A 17,867-nucleotide genomic window follows, 5' to 3' on the forward strand; every position below is an offset into this window, starting at 1 on the left:
ACGCGGTCAGTTTTGCCGGCTCGGGGAGCACAATGGAGCCATGACAGCGATCACAGACGTGCCCGGAATCCGCGTGGGCCACGTCTCCCGGACCGGGGAAGGCTGGTTGAGTGGCGTGACAGTGGTCCTGCCACCTCCCGGCACGGTCGGCTCCGTTGACGTCCGCGGCGGCGGCCCCGGCACTCACGAGACGGACGCACTCGACCCCACCACCCTGAGCACCGCCGTCGACGCCGTGGTCCTCACCGGCGGCAGCGCCTTCGGGCTGGTGGCCGCACACGGCGCCCAGCTCTGGTGCGAGGAGAACGGCCGAGGATTCGCCGTCGCCGGCGGAGTGGTGCCGATCGTTCCGGCCGCGGCGATCTTTGACCTCGGCCGCGGCGGGGACTTCTCCGCCCGCCCGACGCCGGACATGGGCTACGCGGCAACCGCGGCCGCCGCGGCCCATCATGACGGCCACGACGTCGAACGAGGCAACGTAGGAGCCGGCACCGGAGCCCTTATCGGCCGGGGAACCTTCAAGGGCGGAATCGGCACCGCCTCCATCACCCTCAACAAAATCCCAGGGACAGCCCCCGTCGTCGTGGGCGCTCTGGCGGTCGTCAACGCGCTGGGCCTTCCCTTCTACCCATCGGCGGCGAACGCCGCAGACGTTGGGAAACCCGAACAGGCTCCGCCCGCACTGAACACCACGATCGTCGTCGTCGCGACCAACGCCATCTTGGACAAGGCCGAGTGCAAACGGACAGCGTCGGCAGCCCACGCCGGACTGGCGCGGGCCTTGAATCCGAGCCACACACTGGCCGACGGGGACACGGTGTTCGTGCTGGCCACGGGTGCCGTCGCCCTGGACCGGGGCACGGAAGCGGCGCGGCAGTTGAGCCTGATTACCCTGCAGAGCGCAGCCGCCGACGTTGTTCGGCTGGCCATCATGGACGGGATCGCGGCCGCCGACGAAGTGGGAACTCCTGCGGGGCATTTTCGTGCATACCGGGACGGAGTGCGCTAGCATGGCTGGATTTAACATTCGGCCTGCGATGCCGTAGTGTTATCTGTTGGTTGTCTGCCCTGTTGTGCCCTTTTGTGGGCCGGCCGCAGCAACCAAGCAATCAAAAAACGTCCACAGCGATCGCCGGTGCAAGCCGGAGGGGCTGTGGCAACAACAGTTAGCGGAGGGTATGGCCAAGAAGGACGGGGTCATTGAGATCGAGGGCGTTGTGACTGAGGCGCTGCCCAATGCGATGTTTCGCGTTGAGTTGACCAACAAGCACATCGTTCTGGCACACATCTCTGGAAAGATGCGCCAGCACTACATCAGGATTCTCCCTGAGGACCGCGTAGTGGTGGAACTGAGCCCCTACGACCTGACACGTGGTCGTATCGTCTACCGCTACAAGTAAACACTGGGCGGCCCTGGCAATAACCGTGGGCCGGTCCAGCCGACCAACTGCAACACGCAAAGGAACGCCATGAAGGTCAAGCCGAGCGTCAAGCAGATCTGCGAAAAGTGCAAAGTGATCCGCCGTAATGGCCGGGTCATGGTGATCTGCGAGAACCCGCGCCACAAGCAGCGCCAGGGCTAATTCCCTTCACGGGAAACCTTGGGTTGCTAACCCACGCAAGTAAATAAAAGGCAGCACAAGCTGATCTGGGACACTGAGCTAGAACGAGTCCGGACAGCTAACCCCCGGTCGGAGGCTGGGGCCGTACGGATTGTACGGGTGTACTGCCTACGACCTCCGGTTTATTCAAGGAGCACTGCCTCTATGGCTCGTCTCGCTGGCGTAGACATTCCCCGCGAAAAGCGGCTGGAAATTGCGCTTACTTACATCTACGGCGTGGGCAAGACCCGTGCACACGAAACCCTGGCTGCCACAGGCATCAGCGCGGACGTTCGGGTCAAGGACCTGTCCGACGCCGAGCTCGTCCAGCTGCGTGATTACATTGAAGGCAACTACAAGGTTGAGGGTGACCTTCGCCGCGAAGTAGCAGCAGATATCCGCCGCAAGGTTGAAATCGGCAGCTACGAAGGTATTCGCCACCGTAAGGGCCTGCCAGTGCGCGGACAGCGTACGAAGACGAACGCGCGTACCCGCAAGGGCCCGAAGCGCACCGTCGCAGGCAAGAAGAAGACCCGCTAATCCCCACTTGCTCCCTAAAATCGCTGGCGCGATTTCAAGGAACCCGGCAAGTGTGGGCCCAGTAAACGGACTTCCCCCAATAACTTTCTGTAGGAGAAATAATGCCCCCGAAGACTCGTGGCGCGGTTCGCAAGCCGCGTAAGAAGGACAAAAAGAACATCGCGCTGGGCCAGGCGCACATCAAGAGCACCTTTAACAACACCATCGTTTCCATCACGGATCCGAATGGTGCCGTCATCTCCTGGGCTTCGTCCGGTGAGGTTGGCTTCAAGGGCTCACGCAAGTCCACTCCGTTCGCTGCCCAGATGGCGGCCGAAGCCGCTGCCAAGCGCGCACAGGAGCACGGCATGCGCAAGGTTGACGTATTCGTCAAGGGACCGGGCTCCGGCCGCGAGACCGCCATCCGTTCACTGCAGGCCGCTGGCCTTGAGGTTGGATCCATTCAGGATGTAACCCCCAGCGCGCACAACGGCTGCCGCCCGCCGAAGCGCCGCCGCGTCTAAGTCTTAGCCGGAGCTTGCCCGGGCCCTCACCGGCCCGGGCAAGCCCAGCCGCGTTAAGTCTCAGACCGATCTTTCCACCACCTGTGTTGCGTCATATAGCGGATGCTCGCCGAAAGGAAACCTAAGTGCTCATTGCACAGCGCCCCACCCTCTCCGAAGAGGTCGTCTCCGATAACCGCTCGCGTTTCATCATTGAACCGCTGGAACCGGGCTTCGGCTACACCCTCGGAAACTCCCTCCGCCGTACCCTGCTCTCCTCCATTCCCGGTGCTTCTGTAACGAGCATCCGGATCGATGGCGTGCTGCATGAGTTCACCACGGTTCCGGGTGTCAAGGAAGATGTCACCGAGATCATCCTGAACATCAAGAACCTGTCGGTCTCCTCCGAGCACGACGAGCCGGTTGTTGCCTATCTGCGCAAGCAGGGCCCGGGAGTCGTCACCGCCGCGGACATCGCTCCGCCGGCCGGCGTCGAATTCCACAACCCGGATCTGCACATCGCCACGCTGAACTCGAAGGGCAAGTTCGAACTCGAACTGACTATCGAGCGCGGCCGCGGCTACGTTTCGGCAGCTCAGAACAAGTCCGGCGACTCCGAGATCGGCCGCATCCCGGTCGACTCGATTTACTCGCCGGTGCTGAAGGTTACTTTCCGCGTGGAAGCCACCCGTGTTGAGCAGCGCACTGACTTCGACAAGCTCATTGTCGACGTCGAGACCAAGCAGGCCATCGCACCGCGCGACGCGGTCGCTTCGGCAGGTACCACCCTGGTGGAACTGTTCGGTCTGGCCCGCGAGCTGAACACCGCAGCTGAAGGTATCGAGATTGGCCCGTCGCCGACGGATGCTGCCCTGGCAGCAGACATGGCGCTGCCGATCGAGGATCTGGACCTCACGGTCCGTTCCTACAACTGCCTCAAGCGTGAGGGCATCCACAGCGTGGGTGAACTCGTTGCCCGCTCCGAGGCGGACCTGATGGACATCCGTAACTTCGGTGCGAAGTCCATCGACGAGGTCAAGGCAAAGCTCGTTGAACTGGGCCTGTCCCTCAAGGACTCCCCTCCCGGTTTCGACCTTGCAGCCCGCGCCGCAGCCATCGAAGAGGACGACGCCGCGTTCAGCGACGACGAGCTCTAAAACAGATATTGGCCAGCAGGTTGGACGCACCGCAGCGTGCACAGCCCGCAGGCTTCCATATGAGGAGAAATAGTTATGCCTACCCCCACTAAGGGTCCGCGCCTCGGAGGCGGAGCGGCTCACGAGCGTCTTATGCTCGCGAACCTGTCCGCTGCCCTGTTCGAGCACAAGCGGATCACCACCACGGTGACCAAGGCCAAGCGACTGAAGCCCTACGCCGAGCGCCTGGTGACTTTCGCCAAGCGTGGCGACCTGGCTTCCCGCCGTCGTGTACTCGGCCTGATCAGCAACAAGGGCATCGTCCATGAGCTGTTCACCGACATCGCCCAGGCAGTGGAGAACCGCAACGGTGGCTACACCCGCATCACCAAGATCGGCAACCGCAAGGGCGACAACGCTCCCATGGCTGTCATCGAACTGGTTCTCGAGCCGGTTTCCGCAAAGCAGGCCGTGGTAGCCGAGGCTACCTCCGCCGCCCAGCGCGACGCCGACAAGAAGGACGCCGACAAGGCAGAAGCCGCTCCGGTTGCTGAAACCGAAGTTGCCGAAACCGAAGAGGCTCCCGAGGCTGAGGTTGCAGAGACCAAAGCAGCAGAGACCGAAGAGGCAGAGACCAAAGCAGCAGAGACCGAGGAGGCTCCGGCCGCCGAGGAAGCTGCCGCCGAGTCCGAGAAGGACGCGAAGTAATTCGCTAAAACCTTCTTATAGACTCAAGTCTATGAACGAGCTCAAACCCGCTGCCCCCGACCTGGGGGGCGGCGGGTTTTTGCGTATCCGGCTGGACCTTTCGTACGACGGCGGCCCCTTCAGCGGCTGGGCTATCCAGCCCGGGCTCCGCACCGTCCAGGGCGTGCTGGAGGAGGCCCTGGCGCTGTTGATCCGCCGCCAGGTCCGGGTCACCGTGGCGGGCCGCACCGACGCGGGCGTGCACGCCCGCGGACAGGTGGTCCACCTGGACCTGACTGAAACGGAATGGCGCGGCCTGAACCGCGGCGTGGAACTCGACCCGGCGGTGGCTCTGCTGCGGCGGCTCCGTGGCGCACTGAGCCGCGGGCTAGGGGAGCTCAGCGGGGCAATCGAGGTGCACAGGGTCTCGGTGGCCCCGGAAGGCTTCGATGCCCGCTTCTCGGCTCTCTCGCGGCGCTACAGTTACCGGATTGCGGACGGCCCCGCGCTGTGGGACCCGCTGGGCCGCTTCTCGACGCTCTGGCACCCGGAGCTACTGGACACTGCGCTGCTCAACGAGGGCGCCTCCCGCCTTCTGGGCCTGCAGGACTTCCGCTCGTACTGCAAGCCCCGCGCGGGTGCCACGACCATAAGGGAACTGCAGCGTTTCGAATTTACCCGCGGCGCGGACGGGATCATCATGGCGACCGTGCAGGCGGACGCCTTCTGTCACAACATGGTCCGTTCGCTCATTGGATCCGCGCTCTACGTGGGGGCTGGGGTGGAACAGCCCGAGTGGCTATATGAACGCCTGATCGCCCGGCAGCGTGACGCGCGGTCCGTCCTGGCGGCCCCGCACCCCCTGGTTCTGGAAGCGGTGGACTACCCGTCAGCGACCGGGCTGTTGGCCCGGGCAGAGCTGACCCGCGCCCGGCGCGGATAGCGGGCAACTTCGCGTCGTGACCGCCTGCCGCGTCGGCGTCAAAATGCGCGCGGTGCTCCCTCGGCCGGCAACTCGACGGTAAAGGTGCTCCCGCGGCCGGGGAGGGTACTGCACGAGATGGAGCCCCCGTGGCCCTCCACAATCGCCTTGGTGATGGACAGGCCGAGCCCGGCCCCGGGGATGGAGCCGTCGCGCACGGCCGGGCTCCGGAAGAAGCGGGTGAAGATTTTACCGGCGTCGGCGGCGGTCATCCCGATGCCGCTGTCCTCCACCAGCAGCAGCACCCGGCTCCCCTCGGCCCGGGCGGAGACGGTCACGGCGCCGCCGTGTGGGGAATACTTGATCGCGTTGGAAACGAGGTTGTCCAGGGCCTGGCCGATCCGCAGCGGGTCGACTTCCGCCCACAACGGCGCGGAAACGTCCATCGCCAGCGAGACCCGGGAGGATTGCGCGTGGGCCTGCGCTGAACCCAGGCTCGCCTCCACCAGCCCGGCCAGGTCGGTCTTCCGCGGCTGGACCTGGACCGCGGAGTTGGCGGACATTAGCAGGTCCGAGACAAGAGCCAACAGGCGCTCCGCATTGCGCTGCGCTACTTCGATCCGGCGCAGCACGGGCAGCGGCAGCTCCTCGCCCAGGACCAGGTCCAGGTTGCCGATGATCGACGTCAACGGAGTGCGGAATTCGTGCGAGACGGTCGCGACGACGTCCTCCTTGGCGGCGAGGGCATTGACCAGGCCGGTGACCTCGTTGTAGACGACGACGGCGCCGCGGAAGTCGCCGTCGTCGGCCTGCAGCGGCCGCGCGCCGGTGGACACCACCCGGCTGTCCTGCGCCGCCCCGAAACAGACCAGATGGTCAGCGAAGGACTCGCCCGCCAGCGCCCGGCGGAGCGGGCGGCGTCCGGGCGGCAGGGGCGTTGCCTGGTCCCGGCCGGTCAGCAGCAGCTGTTGTTCCCATCCAGGATCCGTGACGCTGGTATGCCCGACGGGCGTGGCGGAAGCTTCCAGTGTGGCCTGCCAGCTGTTGGTGAGCAGCCGCCGTCCGTCCGCGTCGATCGCAACGATGCCGACGTCAACGGTGTCCAGAATGGTGTTGAGCAACCGTTCGCGCTCACGGCTCCCCGCTAGGAGAGTCTGCAGCTCCGCTTCCTTGGCGTCGACTGTGCGCTGCTGCCGCCGCACTTGCGCCCGGATGAACTGCATGGCCAGCGAAACGGCCAGGGTGGCCAGCGCCAGGAGCGTGATCGAGGCTATGCGCCCGGGGCGGTCCTCGGCGGCGGCCGCAAAGTACCAGGGCAGGCCCGCCAGTAGCGGTCCAAAAAAGCTGACGGAGACGATGGCGGCCGGGGATAGCTGCGAGGAGGAGATCCAGACGACGGGAAGCACCGAGAGGACGCCAAGGCCGGGCAGTTCCTCAGCGGCCGCAAGCTGGCTCAGTCCGATGGCGGCCAAATCGAGGAACGGAATGGCGAGGGACGCCAAGGGACCCCACCGGTGCCATGGCACGACGCCGGAGGCCAGAAAAATCAGGGAATGCAGGGCCAACGCCGTTTGGCCCCAGCCGCCGGCTAGATGGAGGCCCCAGGCGGCGGGCGCGGCCGCCACGCCTGCGGCCAACAGGAGGGTGAGAGGCAACTGGCTGGCCAGCACGAGCGCGCGGGGATGCCGGACGCCAAAGCCGCCGTGCGCGCCTGCGTCCTGAATCAGCTGCGGTTCACTCAAGACAGGGCCCCTTCCTCGCAACTGGAGTTTACATTGCTGTCACACTAACTTGACACAAATGGCACTGCTGTTGCCCTTTGTTTGCGCCTTACTGAGCCGGAGCCCGAAATTGGAGTCCGGCTTGGGTATTGTGACAGGACGGGGGAAGCTTCGCAGATTTGTCGCAATGTTTAAGTCGCAGTGTGTAAATGGTCGGCCGGCTCCGCTCCGGCAGAGTGCGGAACAGCATCGGATGTGAGGGTGGCATGACTGACCTTGGAGTAGCCGTCGTGGTTGAGGATGACGCGGACGTGCGGAACCTCGTCGAGGCCGTGCTCCGGCAATCGGGCTTCGAGGTGCATTCGGCATCCGAGGGCCGGGAAGGGGTGGAAGTCGTCCGGCGGCGGGAAGCCACTGTGGTCACTCTGGACGTGGGACTTCCCGATATCGACGGCTATGAGGTGCTGCGCCGGATCCGGCAGTTCAGCGATGCCTACATTGTCATGCTCACCGCGCGGACGGACGAACTGGACACACTGACGGCCCTGCACACCGGCGCCGATGACTTCCTGACCAAGCCGTTCCGGCCACGTGAGCTGCGGGCCAGGGTGGCCGCGATGATGCGCCGCCCGCGGCATGAGGGGCAGCGCGCCGCGAGCCCGGACGTGGCCCAACCGGCCGGGACTCCCGCCGCAGCCGACAGCGGGCTGCACCACAACGGCCTGGCCCTGAATCCGGACACGCGTTCGGTGACGGTCGACGGCGACCTGGTCGCCTTGACGCGCAGCGAGTTCGAACTCCTGCACGCTCTACTTCTAGGTGCCGGCGCGGTGAAGTCCAAAGTCGAGCTGGTGCGCGTGGTGCGCGGCGAGTATTACCGGGCGGATGCCTATATCAGCGAGTCCGATGAGCGGGCCGTGGAGGTTCACATGGGCAACCTGCGCCGGAAACTTCGGGAGGATCCGGCGCAACCGCGCTGGCTGCAGACGGTCCGCGGCGTAGGCTACCGGCTGGCGCCGGTCTGTTCCTAGCACTCCCGGAGGATGGAGCTGAACTGCAATTCATCCACGGTGTCGCTGCCACGGGCTGCGACGTCGCCCAGAAAGGAAGCGGCCAGTTCCAGCTTGCCGGCGCGGATCATTTCTTCAAGTTCGGCGGCGAGTTCGGCCAGGCGCAGGCCTCCGACCATCGAAGAGGACGTCTTGAGGCTCAGCACCGCGTCGAGCGCAGCTGTCTGGTCGCGGCCGGACAAAGCTGTGGCCAGGGAGGCGTAGCGCCGGCCCCACAACTGAGCGAAGTCGCGGGCGAATCCTTTTGCGACGGCGGCGCTGTTCAGCTGCTCGCCCAGGTCCTGGAGCGCGGCCGGGTCCACCAGCGGCGCCCTGTCGGAGGGGGCCACGGCGGCGCAGGGTGCCGCCAGTCCGGCTCCGCCAGCGGGGGCGTCGGCGGTGAGTGCGGCGGCCGCATTTCCGTCATCGGGGCGGGCAGCTATAAGAGACATGGCACTACGGTACTAGGTGCCCGGTCCGGCGCTGGAAGCGTTCGGGCCATCCTGCGGAAACCTTGTGGCTATCCTTGTCCGCCCTGTGACCCGGAGCCGGTTGCCGCTTAGTGGCCGCTGAACGTCGCGATGGCGTTGATCACCGCGGGCCCCAGAATGGCGATAAACAGCACCGGAAAGATGAAGAACAGCAGGGGGAACAAGATGGTGACCGGCAGCTTCATCGCCTTCTCCTCGGCCCGCTGGCGTCGCTTGACCCGCATCACCTTGGCCTGGATTCGGAGCACCCGGCTGATGGCGATGCCGTAGGTGTCCGCCTGCACCACTGCCTGGACGAAGCTGCGGAGTTCGGGGATGTTGGTGCGCTCGGCCAGGGCCTGATAGGACTCGCGGCGGCTGCGTCCCACCTGCATGTCCTGCAACGTGCGGACCAGTTCCTCGGCGAGGGGGCCCTTCCCGTTTTCGCCCGCCCGCGCCATGGCCCCTTCGAAGCCCAGGCCGGCCTCGACGGAGATGAGCATCTGGTCCAGGGTGTTGGCCAGTTCCAGCTGCATGATCTTCTGCCGCTCCTGGCCCTTGCTGTACAGCAGGAGGTCTGGAATGAAGTAGCCGAGCAGCATCACGAACAAGCCGACCAGCTTCAGGACCGGTGCCGGTGCGCTGGCCAGCCACAGCCCCAGCAAGGCGCCCACCAGCCCCAGCAAGGGTTTGGCGGCCAGCACCCGACCCAGCGGGAGCGAGGCCGGACGGCCCGCCAGGGACAGCAGCCTGTCGAGTTTGCGGACATAGGCGGGAGGTGTCATCCGGTGGCCAATCCGCTCCAGCAGGGCCGTCTCCTTGAGCCCGGAGGACTCGGCCGGGCCGGTGCCCAGCGAGAGCATCTCATGGATGGCGCGCTGCGATTTCCGGTCCACGGAAAGCAACGACCACACCAGGTACGCCAAAGGAAGACAGATCAGCAGAAGCGCGCACAGAATCATGGGGCTCATCCGGACCTCAGAACTTCAGATCGATGATCTTGCGCATCCACAGACCACCAATCGTCATCAGGATCACGGAAGCCGCCATCATCATCCAGCCCAGCGGGTTGGTGAACATGACATTCATGTAGCCGGGGTTGACCAGCATCAGCATGACCACGATGCCGACCGGCATAGCCATCAGGATGTAGGCGGAGAACTTGCCTTCGGCCGCGAGCGACTTGATGTGGCCCTTGATCTCGCTCCGCTCGCGGATGGTCTCATTCACTTGGTCCATCACCTCCGCGAGATTCCCACCCACCTCCCGGTTGATCTGAATGGCCTGGGCGACCCAGACAAAGTCTTCATTGCGCATTCGCTCGGCGGTGTCGGTCAGCGACGCCAGCAGATCGCGGCCGAGGCTGGTCTCGGTGATGACGCGCCGCATTTCTTCCGCGGTGGGGCTCTGCGATTCCGCGCCGGCGGCATCGATGGCCCGCAGGATGCTGTGCCCGGCCCGCAGGCCGCCGGACAGCAACTGCAGGGTGTCGCCCAATTGTTCGTCGAACTTTGCGCGGCGTTTGCCGGCCAGGACGCTGAGGACCAGGTGCCCGGCGATCGGAGACAGTAGGACCAGCAGGAGCGAGAGCAGGAAACCGCCGACGACGAAGCCGGCCAGGGCGCCCAGGAAGCCGCCGATCAGCAACAGGACATAGAAGTCACCCTGGCCCATGCGCAGTCCGGCCTGTTCCAAGGCATCGCGGTTGAACAGCCGGACCTTCCGTTGCGCGAAGTAGCCGTCGGCCAGGTTGACCGCGGATCCCGCGAACCGGCTAAGCGAGGATTCCGAGGATGCCTGGACCGGCCGCCGCCGGTCCAGCGGAACGCTGGCTGCCCCCGGCGCGAGCAACGCAACGCCCAGCAGAAGAAGGGCAGCCGCCAGGAGGACGACGCCGATGGTCAGGGTCATGGCCGGCTCACGTCCGGCCGGCAGATGCCAGCGGTGTCGCAAAGACGGCGGGGGAGACGTAGATTCCCATGTCCTCGAAGCGGTCGATGAAGCGCGGCCGGATCCCGGTGGCTACCGGCTTGCCGAGGAACCGGCCGTGGGCGTCAACGCCGGCGGAGTAGTCGAAGACGAACGCATCCTGGAGGGTGACGATGTCTCCCTCCATGCCCTGGACCTCGGTGATGTGGGTGATGCGGCGGGTGCCGTCCCGGAGGCGGGAGATCTGCACGATCAGGTTCACCGCGGAGGCTATCTGTTCACGGATGGCGCGCAGCGGGAGGTCCATTCCGGCCATCAGCACCAGGGTCTCCAGCCGGGCGACGGCGTCGCGCGGCGAGTTTGAGTGAACCGTGGAGAGCGAGCCGTCGTGGCCGGTATTCATGGCCTGGAGCATGTCGAGGGACTCACCCCCGCGGACCTCTCCTACCACGATCCGGTCCGGCCGCATACGCAGGGAGTTGCGCAGCAGGTCGCGGATGGTGACCTCGCCTTTGCCCTCGGTGTTCGGCGGCCGGCTTTCGAGGCGCACCACGTGTTCCTGCTGAATCTGGAGTTCCACCGCATCCTCGATGGTGACAATGCGCTCGTCGCGCGGCAGGAAGGAAGAGAGGACGTTGAGCAGCGTGGTTTTGCCCGTGCCGGTGCCGCCCGAGACGATGATGTTCAGCTTGGCCCGGACGCAGGCATTCAACAGCTCCGCCATCTCTGGGGTCAGGGTGCCGAAATCGATCAGATTCCGTACCGTAAGCGGCACCTTGCTGAACTTTCGGATGGTCAGCGAGGATCCGCCGACCGCCAGCGGGGGGATGACTGCGTTAACGCGGGAACCGTCCTCCAGCCGTGCGTCGACCAGCGGCGATGACTCGTCGATCCGTCGCCCCACCTTGGAGACAATCCGCTCGATCACTTTGCGCAGGTGGTCCTCGGAGCTGAAGCGCGAATCGGTCAGGGTCAGCTGGCCCTTCCGCTCGACATAGATCCGGTCCATCCGGTTGACCATAATCTCGGTGACCGCAGGGTCATCCAGCAGCCGCTGGAGCGGGCCGTAACCAAGCACATCATCCGCGACGTCGCGGACCAGCCGGGTGCGTTCCTCGGCGGAGAGCGGTACCTGTTCGGCATCGATGATGCGGATCAGTTCGTCGCGGGCGGTGGCCCGCAGTTCGTCCTCCTTGAGCGCCGAATCGTTGAAGCGTGTCCCCATCCGCTCAAACAGGGCCGTGGCCGCACGCTCCTTGAGCGCGGCGAAGGCGTCTACTGGCTGCTGGACCTTGGTGCGGGCGGTGTCCGGATGTTCCGCGAACGCCTGAGCGGCCGCCGCGGCAAGGCGTGACGGCTCGGAGCGCGCCGGTTCCGGCCGGGGGGATGGGGGCTGGGCCGCTGGCCGTGTGGGCGCTGCCGGCGACGGCGGTGCCGAGCTCGCCAGGGGACCCGCTTCCGCCGCGGAGAGGCGCTCGGAGAGCTTCACTTTAGACCACCACCCGTCGGTGCAGCTTCTTTTGGGCGGTGGCCCGCCAAGCAGGGTCGAAGCGTGTGACCAGCTGGCGGAGGCCTTTCACCGCGGGATCCTTACGGCCGTCTTGGAGCACCGGAATCCCGCGGTTGGTGGAGTACGCCACGGCTTTGGAGCGCGGAATACTAACGTCGACCGGGGCACCGATGGTGGCCTCGACGTCCTGGACGCTGAGCCCGGACTTGGAGTCGGCCATATTCAGGACCACGTGCCGGGTCTCCGGAAGGAGGTCCAGCCGCCGGAGGATTTCGAGGCCAGAGCGCAGCCCGCGGATGCTGGGGACATCCATCGCACTGACCCAAACGACGTCGGTGCACTGTTCCATCGCGGCCAAGCCCACCTCCGGCAGGCCCGGGGCGGTGTCCACGACGACGTACTGGAACTGCTCCGCAAGTTGTTCGATCAGCCGGCTGACCTGCTGAGGGGTGATGTCATCCGCTTCCACCGGGGTCCGTGGCGCACAAAGGGCGTAGATGCTGCTGGGGTGGACGGTGAGGAACGCCTTGAGGACGAGGGAGTCCTGGCTGGCCGACGCCGAGACGGCGTCGGTGACGGTGTGCTCCGGGTTCAGGTACAGGCCGGAGGCCACGTCGCCGAACTGGAGGTCCAGGTCCACGATGACAACGCCCATCGGGGCGACTCGTCCCAGCCCGATGGCGATGTTGGTGGCGATGGTGGTCTTGCCGACGCCGCCCTTGGGGGAGAAGACGCCGATCACCAGGCCTTTGGGAGCGTCCGGGCTAACCACTGTCGTGCTGCGGTTGCGGCTGGCGAACGACTGGCAGGCCCGTTCCAGCAACACTCGGATCTGGGCCGGATCGGCCGCGGGGCTAAGGATGTCCCGGATTCCGGCGCGCATGGCCAGCAGCACGAAGTCCGGGTCGGCTTCAGCGACCAGAATGACGCTCAGCTCGGGGAGTTGAACGTCGAAGACGGTGGCGAGCCGGAGGGCGTCCTCGACCGGCACATCCGGGCCCAGGATCAGCACCTCGGGACGTTCCTGGTTAAGGTTGGCGAAAAGTTCGCCGGGGTCCGCGGGGTTGACGAAGGCAAAAGTCTGGACCCCGCCCGGCAGCCCGCCGGCGACTGCCTGGCGGACCCGTGCGTCGAAGTCGGTGTTGGGGGTGATCAGGACGAAGCGGCTCACTTGTAGACCTCCGGGCGGGTGATGATTCCGGGTCGGCCGCTGTCAGTTGCGTCCAGCGGTTCCCTGCTGAGCCAAATGCTTGCCACCTCAGTGAAGTTCGAAGCGTAAACGATCTTCGCGGCGTCCACATCGTTTACGGCGACGGTCACAATCATCGATCCGACGGGTAGTGACGTGTCCGCCGGTGGTGCGGCCGAACCGTTGGCCGAAGGCTGTGGACTGGGGGCCGCGAGGGGTGCACGCTGCACCGCTGTCACAAGTGCCTTGTGAACGGTCAACTGGGTGGTTTGCTTGTCAGTTTTTCCCTCGATCCCACCGTCCTTCAGGTTGATGAAGACGCCCACATGGTCGCCGGCCGCGATGCGGCCACCAACGACACGTTGCGGTTCCAACTGGAAGGAAACTTCCTGCAGGCCCTTCGGGATATCCACGGTTCCACTGGTCTTCAGCGCCTCCGGTTGAATGAGCCGCTCGGCCACCAGCTGCTCACCTGGCAAGAGCTCGACTGCGGTGACCTTGCCGGCCTGCCCGTCGAGATTCTTCAGCGCCGTCTTCGAGACAGCCTTGCCAGGGAGTTCCTGGCTGGTGATGAAAGCCTGCAGCGTGGCGACAGGGGTCCCAGCGGGGACGGCCTTCTGCACCACCATCACACTGACCGGTTCCAGGTTCTGCACCGCACGGCTGTCGGCGCCCTGGGCGTAGCTGACGACAAGGAAGGCACCGATGATGGCCAGCACGACGGCGGCCAGTCCTGCCAATAAGCGTGACTTCAAAAACTGCTCCTGAACAGGGTAGGGGACTGCTGGTGTGAAACTGCTATTGGGTGAGGCGGACTACTGTGGCCCCGTTGGCGTCGACGGGACCGAGTGTGAAACCGTCCGCAAGGGAAACATATTTGATGAAGCCGCCGATGATGCCGCGGCAGTCACCGCCGCAGGCCACCGACGCCGCGACCGTGGGGGTCGTGTTCTGAAAGGTGTCCGGCAGGGTGCTGTTGCCGCTGAATTTCCACCCCTTAACCTTGAACGCGGCGAAGCTCGTCAGCCCGTAGACGGCGCCGGAACCGGTTCCGGTGACGCGGTTGAATACGGGAAGCAGAACGATGACTTCTTTTCCGGCATTGATATCGGCGGCCCAGCGATTCAGGGTGGCTGCACAGATGGTCGGAGAGCTGTTACCCGGGTCGCTGCCACTCTCCGCCAAAGCAAGATCGATCAGTCCGCCGCACACGCCAGGATCGCTGACCAGCCAGCCGAAGCCACCTTGCACGGCCGCTCCGGATGGCCCGTAGTTGCAGTCCGCGTTCGCGTTGCTGCCATGGTTCTGCAGCAGTTGCAGAGTGCCGTCGACGTGCCCTTGGACTTGGCAGATCGAGAACGCGACCGGAAACGGCGTCGGACCCTTCACCGGACTGCCCCAGGTGACACCTGAGGTGGCGGAGACTTCGGCGGAGTTGTAGCCGAGGGCCCGCGCGAAAAACAAAGAAACCTGGTTGGGCACCTTGCCGGGTTCCTGGGCTCCAGCGGCGACAGTGACTGTGCGATTTGCTTTGTCTAGCAGCAGCGACTTAATGTTGCTGGCCCCATCGCCGGCATTGCCGTTGGCCAAGCCCGCCGCTAGTGTCGAGCCGGCGGAACAATCGGGGTCGTTGACGTCTTTGGCGCACTTCTGTGCGACGGCGAGGGCCGCCGCATCGGATCCGTTGCGCAACTGGGTCCGCTCGGCGTACAGCATGCCGACGTCTACGGCGAGGGCACCGAAACCAAGCAGAGTCACCATGAGGATCGCGACAATTATCGCGATCCCGCCGCGCTCGCGGTCCTCGCCCACGCTTTGACTAACTAGCCGCCGCACAGCATGACTCCTTTGCCTTCCATCGGGAAAGGCCCCGCAATGCCTGTCATGGTGGCGAGCGTGTAGGTGATCTTGACCGTCACCTGTGCTCCGGAAGTGCAGGTGACGGGGTTGATAGTGATGTTGGAATCAGACAGGGCGGGCTGCAATCCCGTTGCAGCGCCCTTGACTGCGGTCCGGGCGGCAGTGGCACTGTTATTGATGGCCATGATCCGGACGCCTTCACGGGCGGCAGCAGAGAGGGATATCTGGACGTTGTAGGCGCGTCCGAATTCCATGATGCCGAGCAGAATGATGATGAGGACAGGGGCCAGCAGAGCAAACTCCACTGCGACGGCTCCCCGTTCGTTTGTCTTGGACAAGGGGCCGCCTTCCTGAGCTTTGATTTGCCGGCGCCGGAAAACAGTCAGGGTTGGGAAAGGCCGGAGCCTTCCCCGGCCCTGACTGATGGATCGTCCACGTGGGCTACGAGCAGGAAGCCTTACCGCCACCGCCATTTTCTGCATAGACATGCGGTGCACCTGCGATGTCGCACTGAACCTTGGTGAAAGTGTCCTTCATGGTGCCGCCGAGCATCGTGACAGCGACGATGATCACGACGGCGATGAGGGAGACCATGATGCCGTATTCCACGGCGGTGGCGCCGCGCTGGTCACGGCGAAGGCGGGCTGCGATGTTGGAGAGGTAGGAACGCATTGGGAACTCCTGAGCGAGTTGGGCGGCTGGCCCTGCACCAGCACTGAATGGAACTTAGCAAGCGCCGACACGCCGTCAATCCGACTTTGGCACATCCTGTGCCAAGGCTTCCCAAGCTGCCCATTTCCTGTACTTTCGCTGCGCAGATTCTGCGCTAGGGACTGCGGAAAAGTCCCTCGGACGAAGGAGGACCCCTCGGCTCTGGGGTCCAAGGGGGTCCGGTCTTTGGGGGCCGAATTGGACCCCGCGATTATTTGTTGGCGAAAAGCTCCATGATGCTCATCACGGTCGGTCCCAGCACCACGATGAACAGCGTGGGGAGGATCGAGAAGATGAGTGGAAAGAGCATCTTAACCGGCATCTTCATGGCGTGCTCCTCCGCCCGCTGGCGCCGTTTGACCCGCATGTCCTTGGCCTGCGAGTTCAGCACATTGGCGATCGCGATGCCATAGGCGTCCGCCTGCACCACGGCCCGGACGAAAGATCGCAGATCCGGCACGTCCACGCGTTGGGCCATGGCCAGATAGGCGTCCTTGCGGGAGCGGCCCACCTGGATGTCCTGAAGCGTCCTGATCAGTTCCTCGGCGAGCGGACCCTTGCCGTTTTGGCCCGCCCGGGCCATAGCGGATTCGAAACCCAGGCCGGCTTGGACCGAAATGAGCATCTGGTCCAGCGTATCCGGCAGTTCGAGCTTGATTTTCTCGCGCCGCTTCTGGGCGTGGTTCCGGACCAGGATATCGGGGACGAAATAGGCCAGCGCCGTGATGCCCACCATCAACACAAAGTTGATAGGCGTTGGGCTTCCGGCCACGAGGAAGATTCCCATGACCGCGCCAGCGAGGGCCAACAGGGGCTTGACCATGACGACTCGACCCAGCGGCCAATCCTTTGGTCGGCCGGCGGCGGCGAGCTGCTTGTCCAGCCACACCGCATAGCCTTTCGGGGTGACCCTTTGGCTGAACGCGGCGAATTGTCCGGTGGCGGAAAGCGCGGACCCGGCGGCCTGCGGTCCCAGCCCAAGATTAGACTGAATATTTCGCAGGCCAGCTCGGTCTCCCGTGAAAGCAAACCAGGTCATGATCGAGAGCGGGGCGATGACCGCCAGGATTGCTGCGTAGGCAATAGTTTCCACAGTTCTCTCCCTTCGTCTCAGAACTTCGGCTTGATGAGTCGGCTGAGCCAGAAGCCGCCAACTGACAGCAAAACGACGGCGGCCAGGATCATCAGGAAGCCCGGAAAGGTGGTCAGGAATACCTTGGAATACAGGGGGTTGAAGAGCGTCAGCCCGATGAACATCACGACCGGAAGTGCCATCAGGACTATGGCCGACATCCGGCCTTCCGCGCTGAGTGCTCTGACCTGGCCCCGGAGTTGGTTGCGGTCTCGGATGGTCTCACCGACGTTGTCCAGAACCTGAGCGAGGTCTCCGCCGACTTCCCGGTGGATCTCGATGGCACGGGTTATCGAGGCAAAGTCTTCGTTGTCCGTACGCCGGGCAACTTCTGCGAGCGACTCGCCGAGGTCCCTGCCGATCCGCGTTTCATTAACAACGCGGTTGAGCTCCTCTTTCCTCGGCGCCTCATTTTCTTCGGCCGCAGCGTCTACGGAACGAAGCAGGCTGTGCCCGGCGCGCAGGCCGCCGGCGAGCATTTGCAAGGAATCGGGTACCTGCTCGTCGAACTTCTTGCGTCGCCGCGCGACCAGAACGTTCAGGAAGAGGACGAGGCCCACCGGTGCCAGCAAGAGCATTAGCACTGCGAAGAGGGCGCCGCCCAACAGGAATGCAAAGACCACCGTCACGAAGGCGAAGGCCCCGGCCATCAGGAGGTAATCGCCCGGCTGTTTCTTCAGCCCGGCACTATCTAGCTTCTCGCGGCTGAGCAGCCCGGAACCGCGGACGCGGAGCCGCTGGTTTAGCGTTTGCACGGCGTGATCTGTGAGCTTGGTCAGGTTGGAAGAATGGACGGTCGCCTCGTCGGGGCGGCGCCGGCTCAGGGGTACCGAGCGTGACCTGAAGACGACGGCGACCAAAATCGCCAACGCGCCGTACGCCAGGAGGAGCCCGACAACAAAGATAAGGGGGGACTGGTCCGGCACGG

21 protein-coding genes are annotated in these 17,867 nt (G+C 64.7%); 9 read left to right on the top strand and 12 right to left on the bottom strand.

What is annotated here, in order from left to right:
* Positions 1-40: 40 nt before the first annotated feature.
* The 8 genes from ABIB14_RS02950 to ABIB14_RS02985 all read left to right on the top strand — a co-directional run bounded on the left by ABIB14_RS02950 (position 41) and on the right by ABIB14_RS02985 (position 5,389).
* Positions 41-1,009, top strand: a complete 969-nt coding sequence (locus ABIB14_RS02950) for a P1 family peptidase (protein WP_354233946.1) — start codon at positions 41-43, stop codon at positions 1,007-1,009.
* Between the two features lie 169 nt (positions 1,010-1,178).
* On the top strand, positions 1,179-1,400 hold the full coding sequence (infA, locus tag ABIB14_RS02955; RefSeq protein WP_009358723.1) for a translation initiation factor IF-1: 222 nt from the start codon (positions 1,179-1,181) through the stop codon (positions 1,398-1,400).
* 69 nt (positions 1,401-1,469) lie between these two features.
* Positions 1,470-1,583 (top strand): 50S ribosomal protein L36, encoded by a 114-nt coding sequence (gene rpmJ, locus ABIB14_RS02960; protein WP_009358722.1) that lies wholly within the window; start codon positions 1,470-1,472, stop codon positions 1,581-1,583.
* 183 nt (positions 1,584-1,766) lie between these two features.
* Positions 1,767-2,141 carry a 30S ribosomal protein S13 gene (gene rpsM / locus ABIB14_RS02965; protein ID WP_024366110.1) on the top strand — a complete coding sequence of 125 codons (375 nt, stop codon included), beginning with the start codon at positions 1,767-1,769 and terminating at the stop codon, positions 2,139-2,141.
* Between the two features lie 101 nt (positions 2,142-2,242).
* On the top strand, positions 2,243-2,644 hold the full coding sequence (gene rpsK / locus ABIB14_RS02970) for a 30S ribosomal protein S11 (protein ID WP_018773682.1): 402 nt from the start codon (positions 2,243-2,245) through the stop codon (positions 2,642-2,644).
* Positions 2,645-2,769: 125 nt separating this feature from the next.
* Complete coding sequence (locus tag ABIB14_RS02975) at positions 2,770-3,780, top strand: DNA-directed RNA polymerase subunit alpha (protein ID WP_307034754.1); 1,011 nt, start codon at positions 2,770-2,772, stop codon at positions 3,778-3,780.
* Positions 3,781-3,855: 75 nt separating this feature from the next.
* Positions 3,856-4,467 (top strand): 50S ribosomal protein L17, encoded by a 612-nt coding sequence (rplQ, locus tag ABIB14_RS02980; RefSeq protein WP_354233949.1) that lies wholly within the window; start codon positions 3,856-3,858, stop codon positions 4,465-4,467.
* 31 nt (positions 4,468-4,498) lie between these two features.
* Positions 4,499-5,389 carry a tRNA pseudouridine synthase A gene (locus ABIB14_RS02985; protein WP_354233951.1) on the top strand — a complete coding sequence of 297 codons (891 nt, stop codon included), beginning with the start codon at positions 4,499-4,501 and terminating at the stop codon, positions 5,387-5,389.
* A 38-nt stretch (positions 5,390-5,427) separates the two neighbouring features.
* On the opposite strand, the gene ABIB14_RS02990 is transcribed toward ABIB14_RS02985, so the two are convergent.
* On the bottom strand, positions 5,428-7,110 hold the full coding sequence (locus tag ABIB14_RS02990) for a sensor histidine kinase (protein WP_354233953.1): 1,683 nt from the start codon (positions 7,108-7,110) through the stop codon (positions 5,428-5,430).
* A gap of 245 nt (positions 7,111-7,355) precedes the next feature.
* Between ABIB14_RS02990 and ABIB14_RS02995 the strand changes: the two genes are divergently transcribed.
* Positions 7,356-8,120, top strand: a complete 765-nt coding sequence (locus ABIB14_RS02995) for a response regulator transcription factor (protein ID WP_354233955.1) — start codon at positions 7,356-7,358, stop codon at positions 8,118-8,120.
* Here the strand turns inward: ABIB14_RS02995 and ABIB14_RS03000 are convergent.
* The 11 genes from ABIB14_RS03000 to ABIB14_RS03050 form a co-directional block, all read right to left on the bottom strand.
* Complete coding sequence (locus ABIB14_RS03000; RefSeq protein WP_354233957.1) at positions 8,117-8,590, bottom strand: Hpt domain-containing protein; 474 nt, start codon at positions 8,588-8,590, stop codon at positions 8,117-8,119. The two genes, ABIB14_RS02995 and ABIB14_RS03000, sit on opposite strands and share 4 nt — an antisense overlap.
* A 107-nt stretch (positions 8,591-8,697) precedes the next feature.
* A complete protein-coding gene (locus ABIB14_RS03005; RefSeq protein WP_354233959.1) occupies positions 8,698-9,579 on the bottom strand; it encodes a type II secretion system F family protein in 882 nt (293 codons plus the stop codon).
* 7 nt (positions 9,580-9,586) lie between these two features.
* On the bottom strand, positions 9,587-10,519 hold the full coding sequence (locus ABIB14_RS03010; protein WP_354233961.1) for a type II secretion system F family protein: 933 nt from the start codon (positions 10,517-10,519) through the stop codon (positions 9,587-9,589).
* A gap of 7 nt (positions 10,520-10,526) precedes the next feature.
* Positions 10,527-12,026: a TadA family conjugal transfer-associated ATPase gene (locus tag ABIB14_RS03015; protein ID WP_354233963.1), complete on the bottom strand. Its 1,500-nt coding sequence runs from the start codon at positions 12,024-12,026 to the stop codon at positions 10,527-10,529.
* Position 12,027: 1 nt separating this feature from the next.
* Positions 12,028-13,218: a CpaE/TadZ family protein gene (locus ABIB14_RS03020; protein ID WP_354233965.1), complete on the bottom strand. Its 1,191-nt coding sequence runs from the start codon at positions 13,216-13,218 to the stop codon at positions 12,028-12,030.
* The gene (cpaB, locus tag ABIB14_RS03025; RefSeq protein WP_354233967.1) at positions 13,215-13,991 is read right to left on the bottom strand and encodes a Flp pilus assembly protein CpaB; all 777 of its coding nucleotides are present in this window, start codon (positions 13,989-13,991) and stop codon (positions 13,215-13,217) included. Before cpaB ends, ABIB14_RS03020 begins: the two co-directional genes overlap by 4 nt.
* Before the next feature lie 43 nt (positions 13,992-14,034).
* A complete protein-coding gene (locus ABIB14_RS03030; RefSeq protein WP_354233969.1) occupies positions 14,035-15,072 on the bottom strand; it encodes a pilus assembly protein TadG-related protein in 1,038 nt (345 codons plus the stop codon).
* Complete coding sequence (locus tag ABIB14_RS03035; RefSeq protein ID WP_354233972.1) at positions 15,060-15,434, bottom strand: TadE/TadG family type IV pilus assembly protein; 375 nt, start codon at positions 15,432-15,434, stop codon at positions 15,060-15,062. The genes ABIB14_RS03030 and ABIB14_RS03035 overlap by 13 nt, the downstream gene beginning before the upstream one ends.
* A gap of 103 nt (positions 15,435-15,537) precedes the next feature.
* Complete coding sequence (locus ABIB14_RS03040; RefSeq protein WP_354233974.1) at positions 15,538-15,768, bottom strand: Flp family type IVb pilin; 231 nt, start codon at positions 15,766-15,768, stop codon at positions 15,538-15,540.
* A gap of 250 nt (positions 15,769-16,018) precedes the next feature.
* Positions 16,019-16,900: a type II secretion system F family protein gene (locus ABIB14_RS03045; RefSeq protein WP_354233976.1), complete on the bottom strand. Its 882-nt coding sequence runs from the start codon at positions 16,898-16,900 to the stop codon at positions 16,019-16,021.
* Positions 16,901-16,917: 17 nt separating this feature from the next.
* Positions 16,918-17,865 carry a type II secretion system F family protein gene (locus ABIB14_RS03050; RefSeq protein ID WP_354233978.1) on the bottom strand — a complete coding sequence of 316 codons (948 nt, stop codon included), beginning with the start codon at positions 17,863-17,865 and terminating at the stop codon, positions 16,918-16,920.
* Between the last annotated feature and the right edge of the window lie 2 nt (positions 17,866-17,867).

The organism is Arthrobacter sp. UYEF3 (genome assembly GCF_040546245.1).
GTDB lineage: Bacteria > Actinomycetota > Actinomycetes > Actinomycetales > Micrococcaceae > Arthrobacter.

Coding starts and splice junctions, on each gene's coding strand:
- ABIB14_RS02950 (WP_354233946.1), top strand. CDS start 41: ATGACAGCGATCACAGACGTGCCCGGAATCCGCGTGGGCCACGTCTCC.
- infA (WP_009358723.1), top strand. CDS start 1,179: ATGGCCAAGAAGGACGGGGTCATTGAGATCGAGGGCGTTGTGACTGAG.
- rpmJ (WP_009358722.1), top strand. CDS start 1,470: ATGAAGGTCAAGCCGAGCGTCAAGCAGATCTGCGAAAAGTGCAAAGTG.
- rpsM (WP_024366110.1), top strand. CDS start 1,767: ATGGCTCGTCTCGCTGGCGTAGACATTCCCCGCGAAAAGCGGCTGGAA.
- rpsK (WP_018773682.1), top strand. CDS start 2,243: ATGCCCCCGAAGACTCGTGGCGCGGTTCGCAAGCCGCGTAAGAAGGAC.
- rplQ (WP_354233949.1), top strand. CDS start 3,856: ATGCCTACCCCCACTAAGGGTCCGCGCCTCGGAGGCGGAGCGGCTCAC.
- ABIB14_RS02985 (WP_354233951.1), top strand. CDS start 4,499: ATGAACGAGCTCAAACCCGCTGCCCCCGACCTGGGGGGCGGCGGGTTT.
- ABIB14_RS02995 (WP_354233955.1), top strand. CDS start 7,356: ATGACTGACCTTGGAGTAGCCGTCGTGGTTGAGGATGACGCGGACGTG.
- ABIB14_RS03000 (WP_354233957.1), bottom strand. CDS start 8,590: ATGTCTCTTATAGCTGCCCGCCCCGATGACGGAAATGCGGCCGCCGCA.
- ABIB14_RS03005 (WP_354233959.1), bottom strand. CDS start 9,579: ATGAGCCCCATGATTCTGTGCGCGCTTCTGCTGATCTGTCTTCCTTTG.
- ABIB14_RS03010 (WP_354233961.1), bottom strand. CDS start 10,519: ATGACCCTGACCATCGGCGTCGTCCTCCTGGCGGCTGCCCTTCTTCTG.
- ABIB14_RS03040 (WP_354233974.1), bottom strand. CDS start 15,768: ATGCGTTCCTACCTCTCCAACATCGCAGCCCGCCTTCGCCGTGACCAG.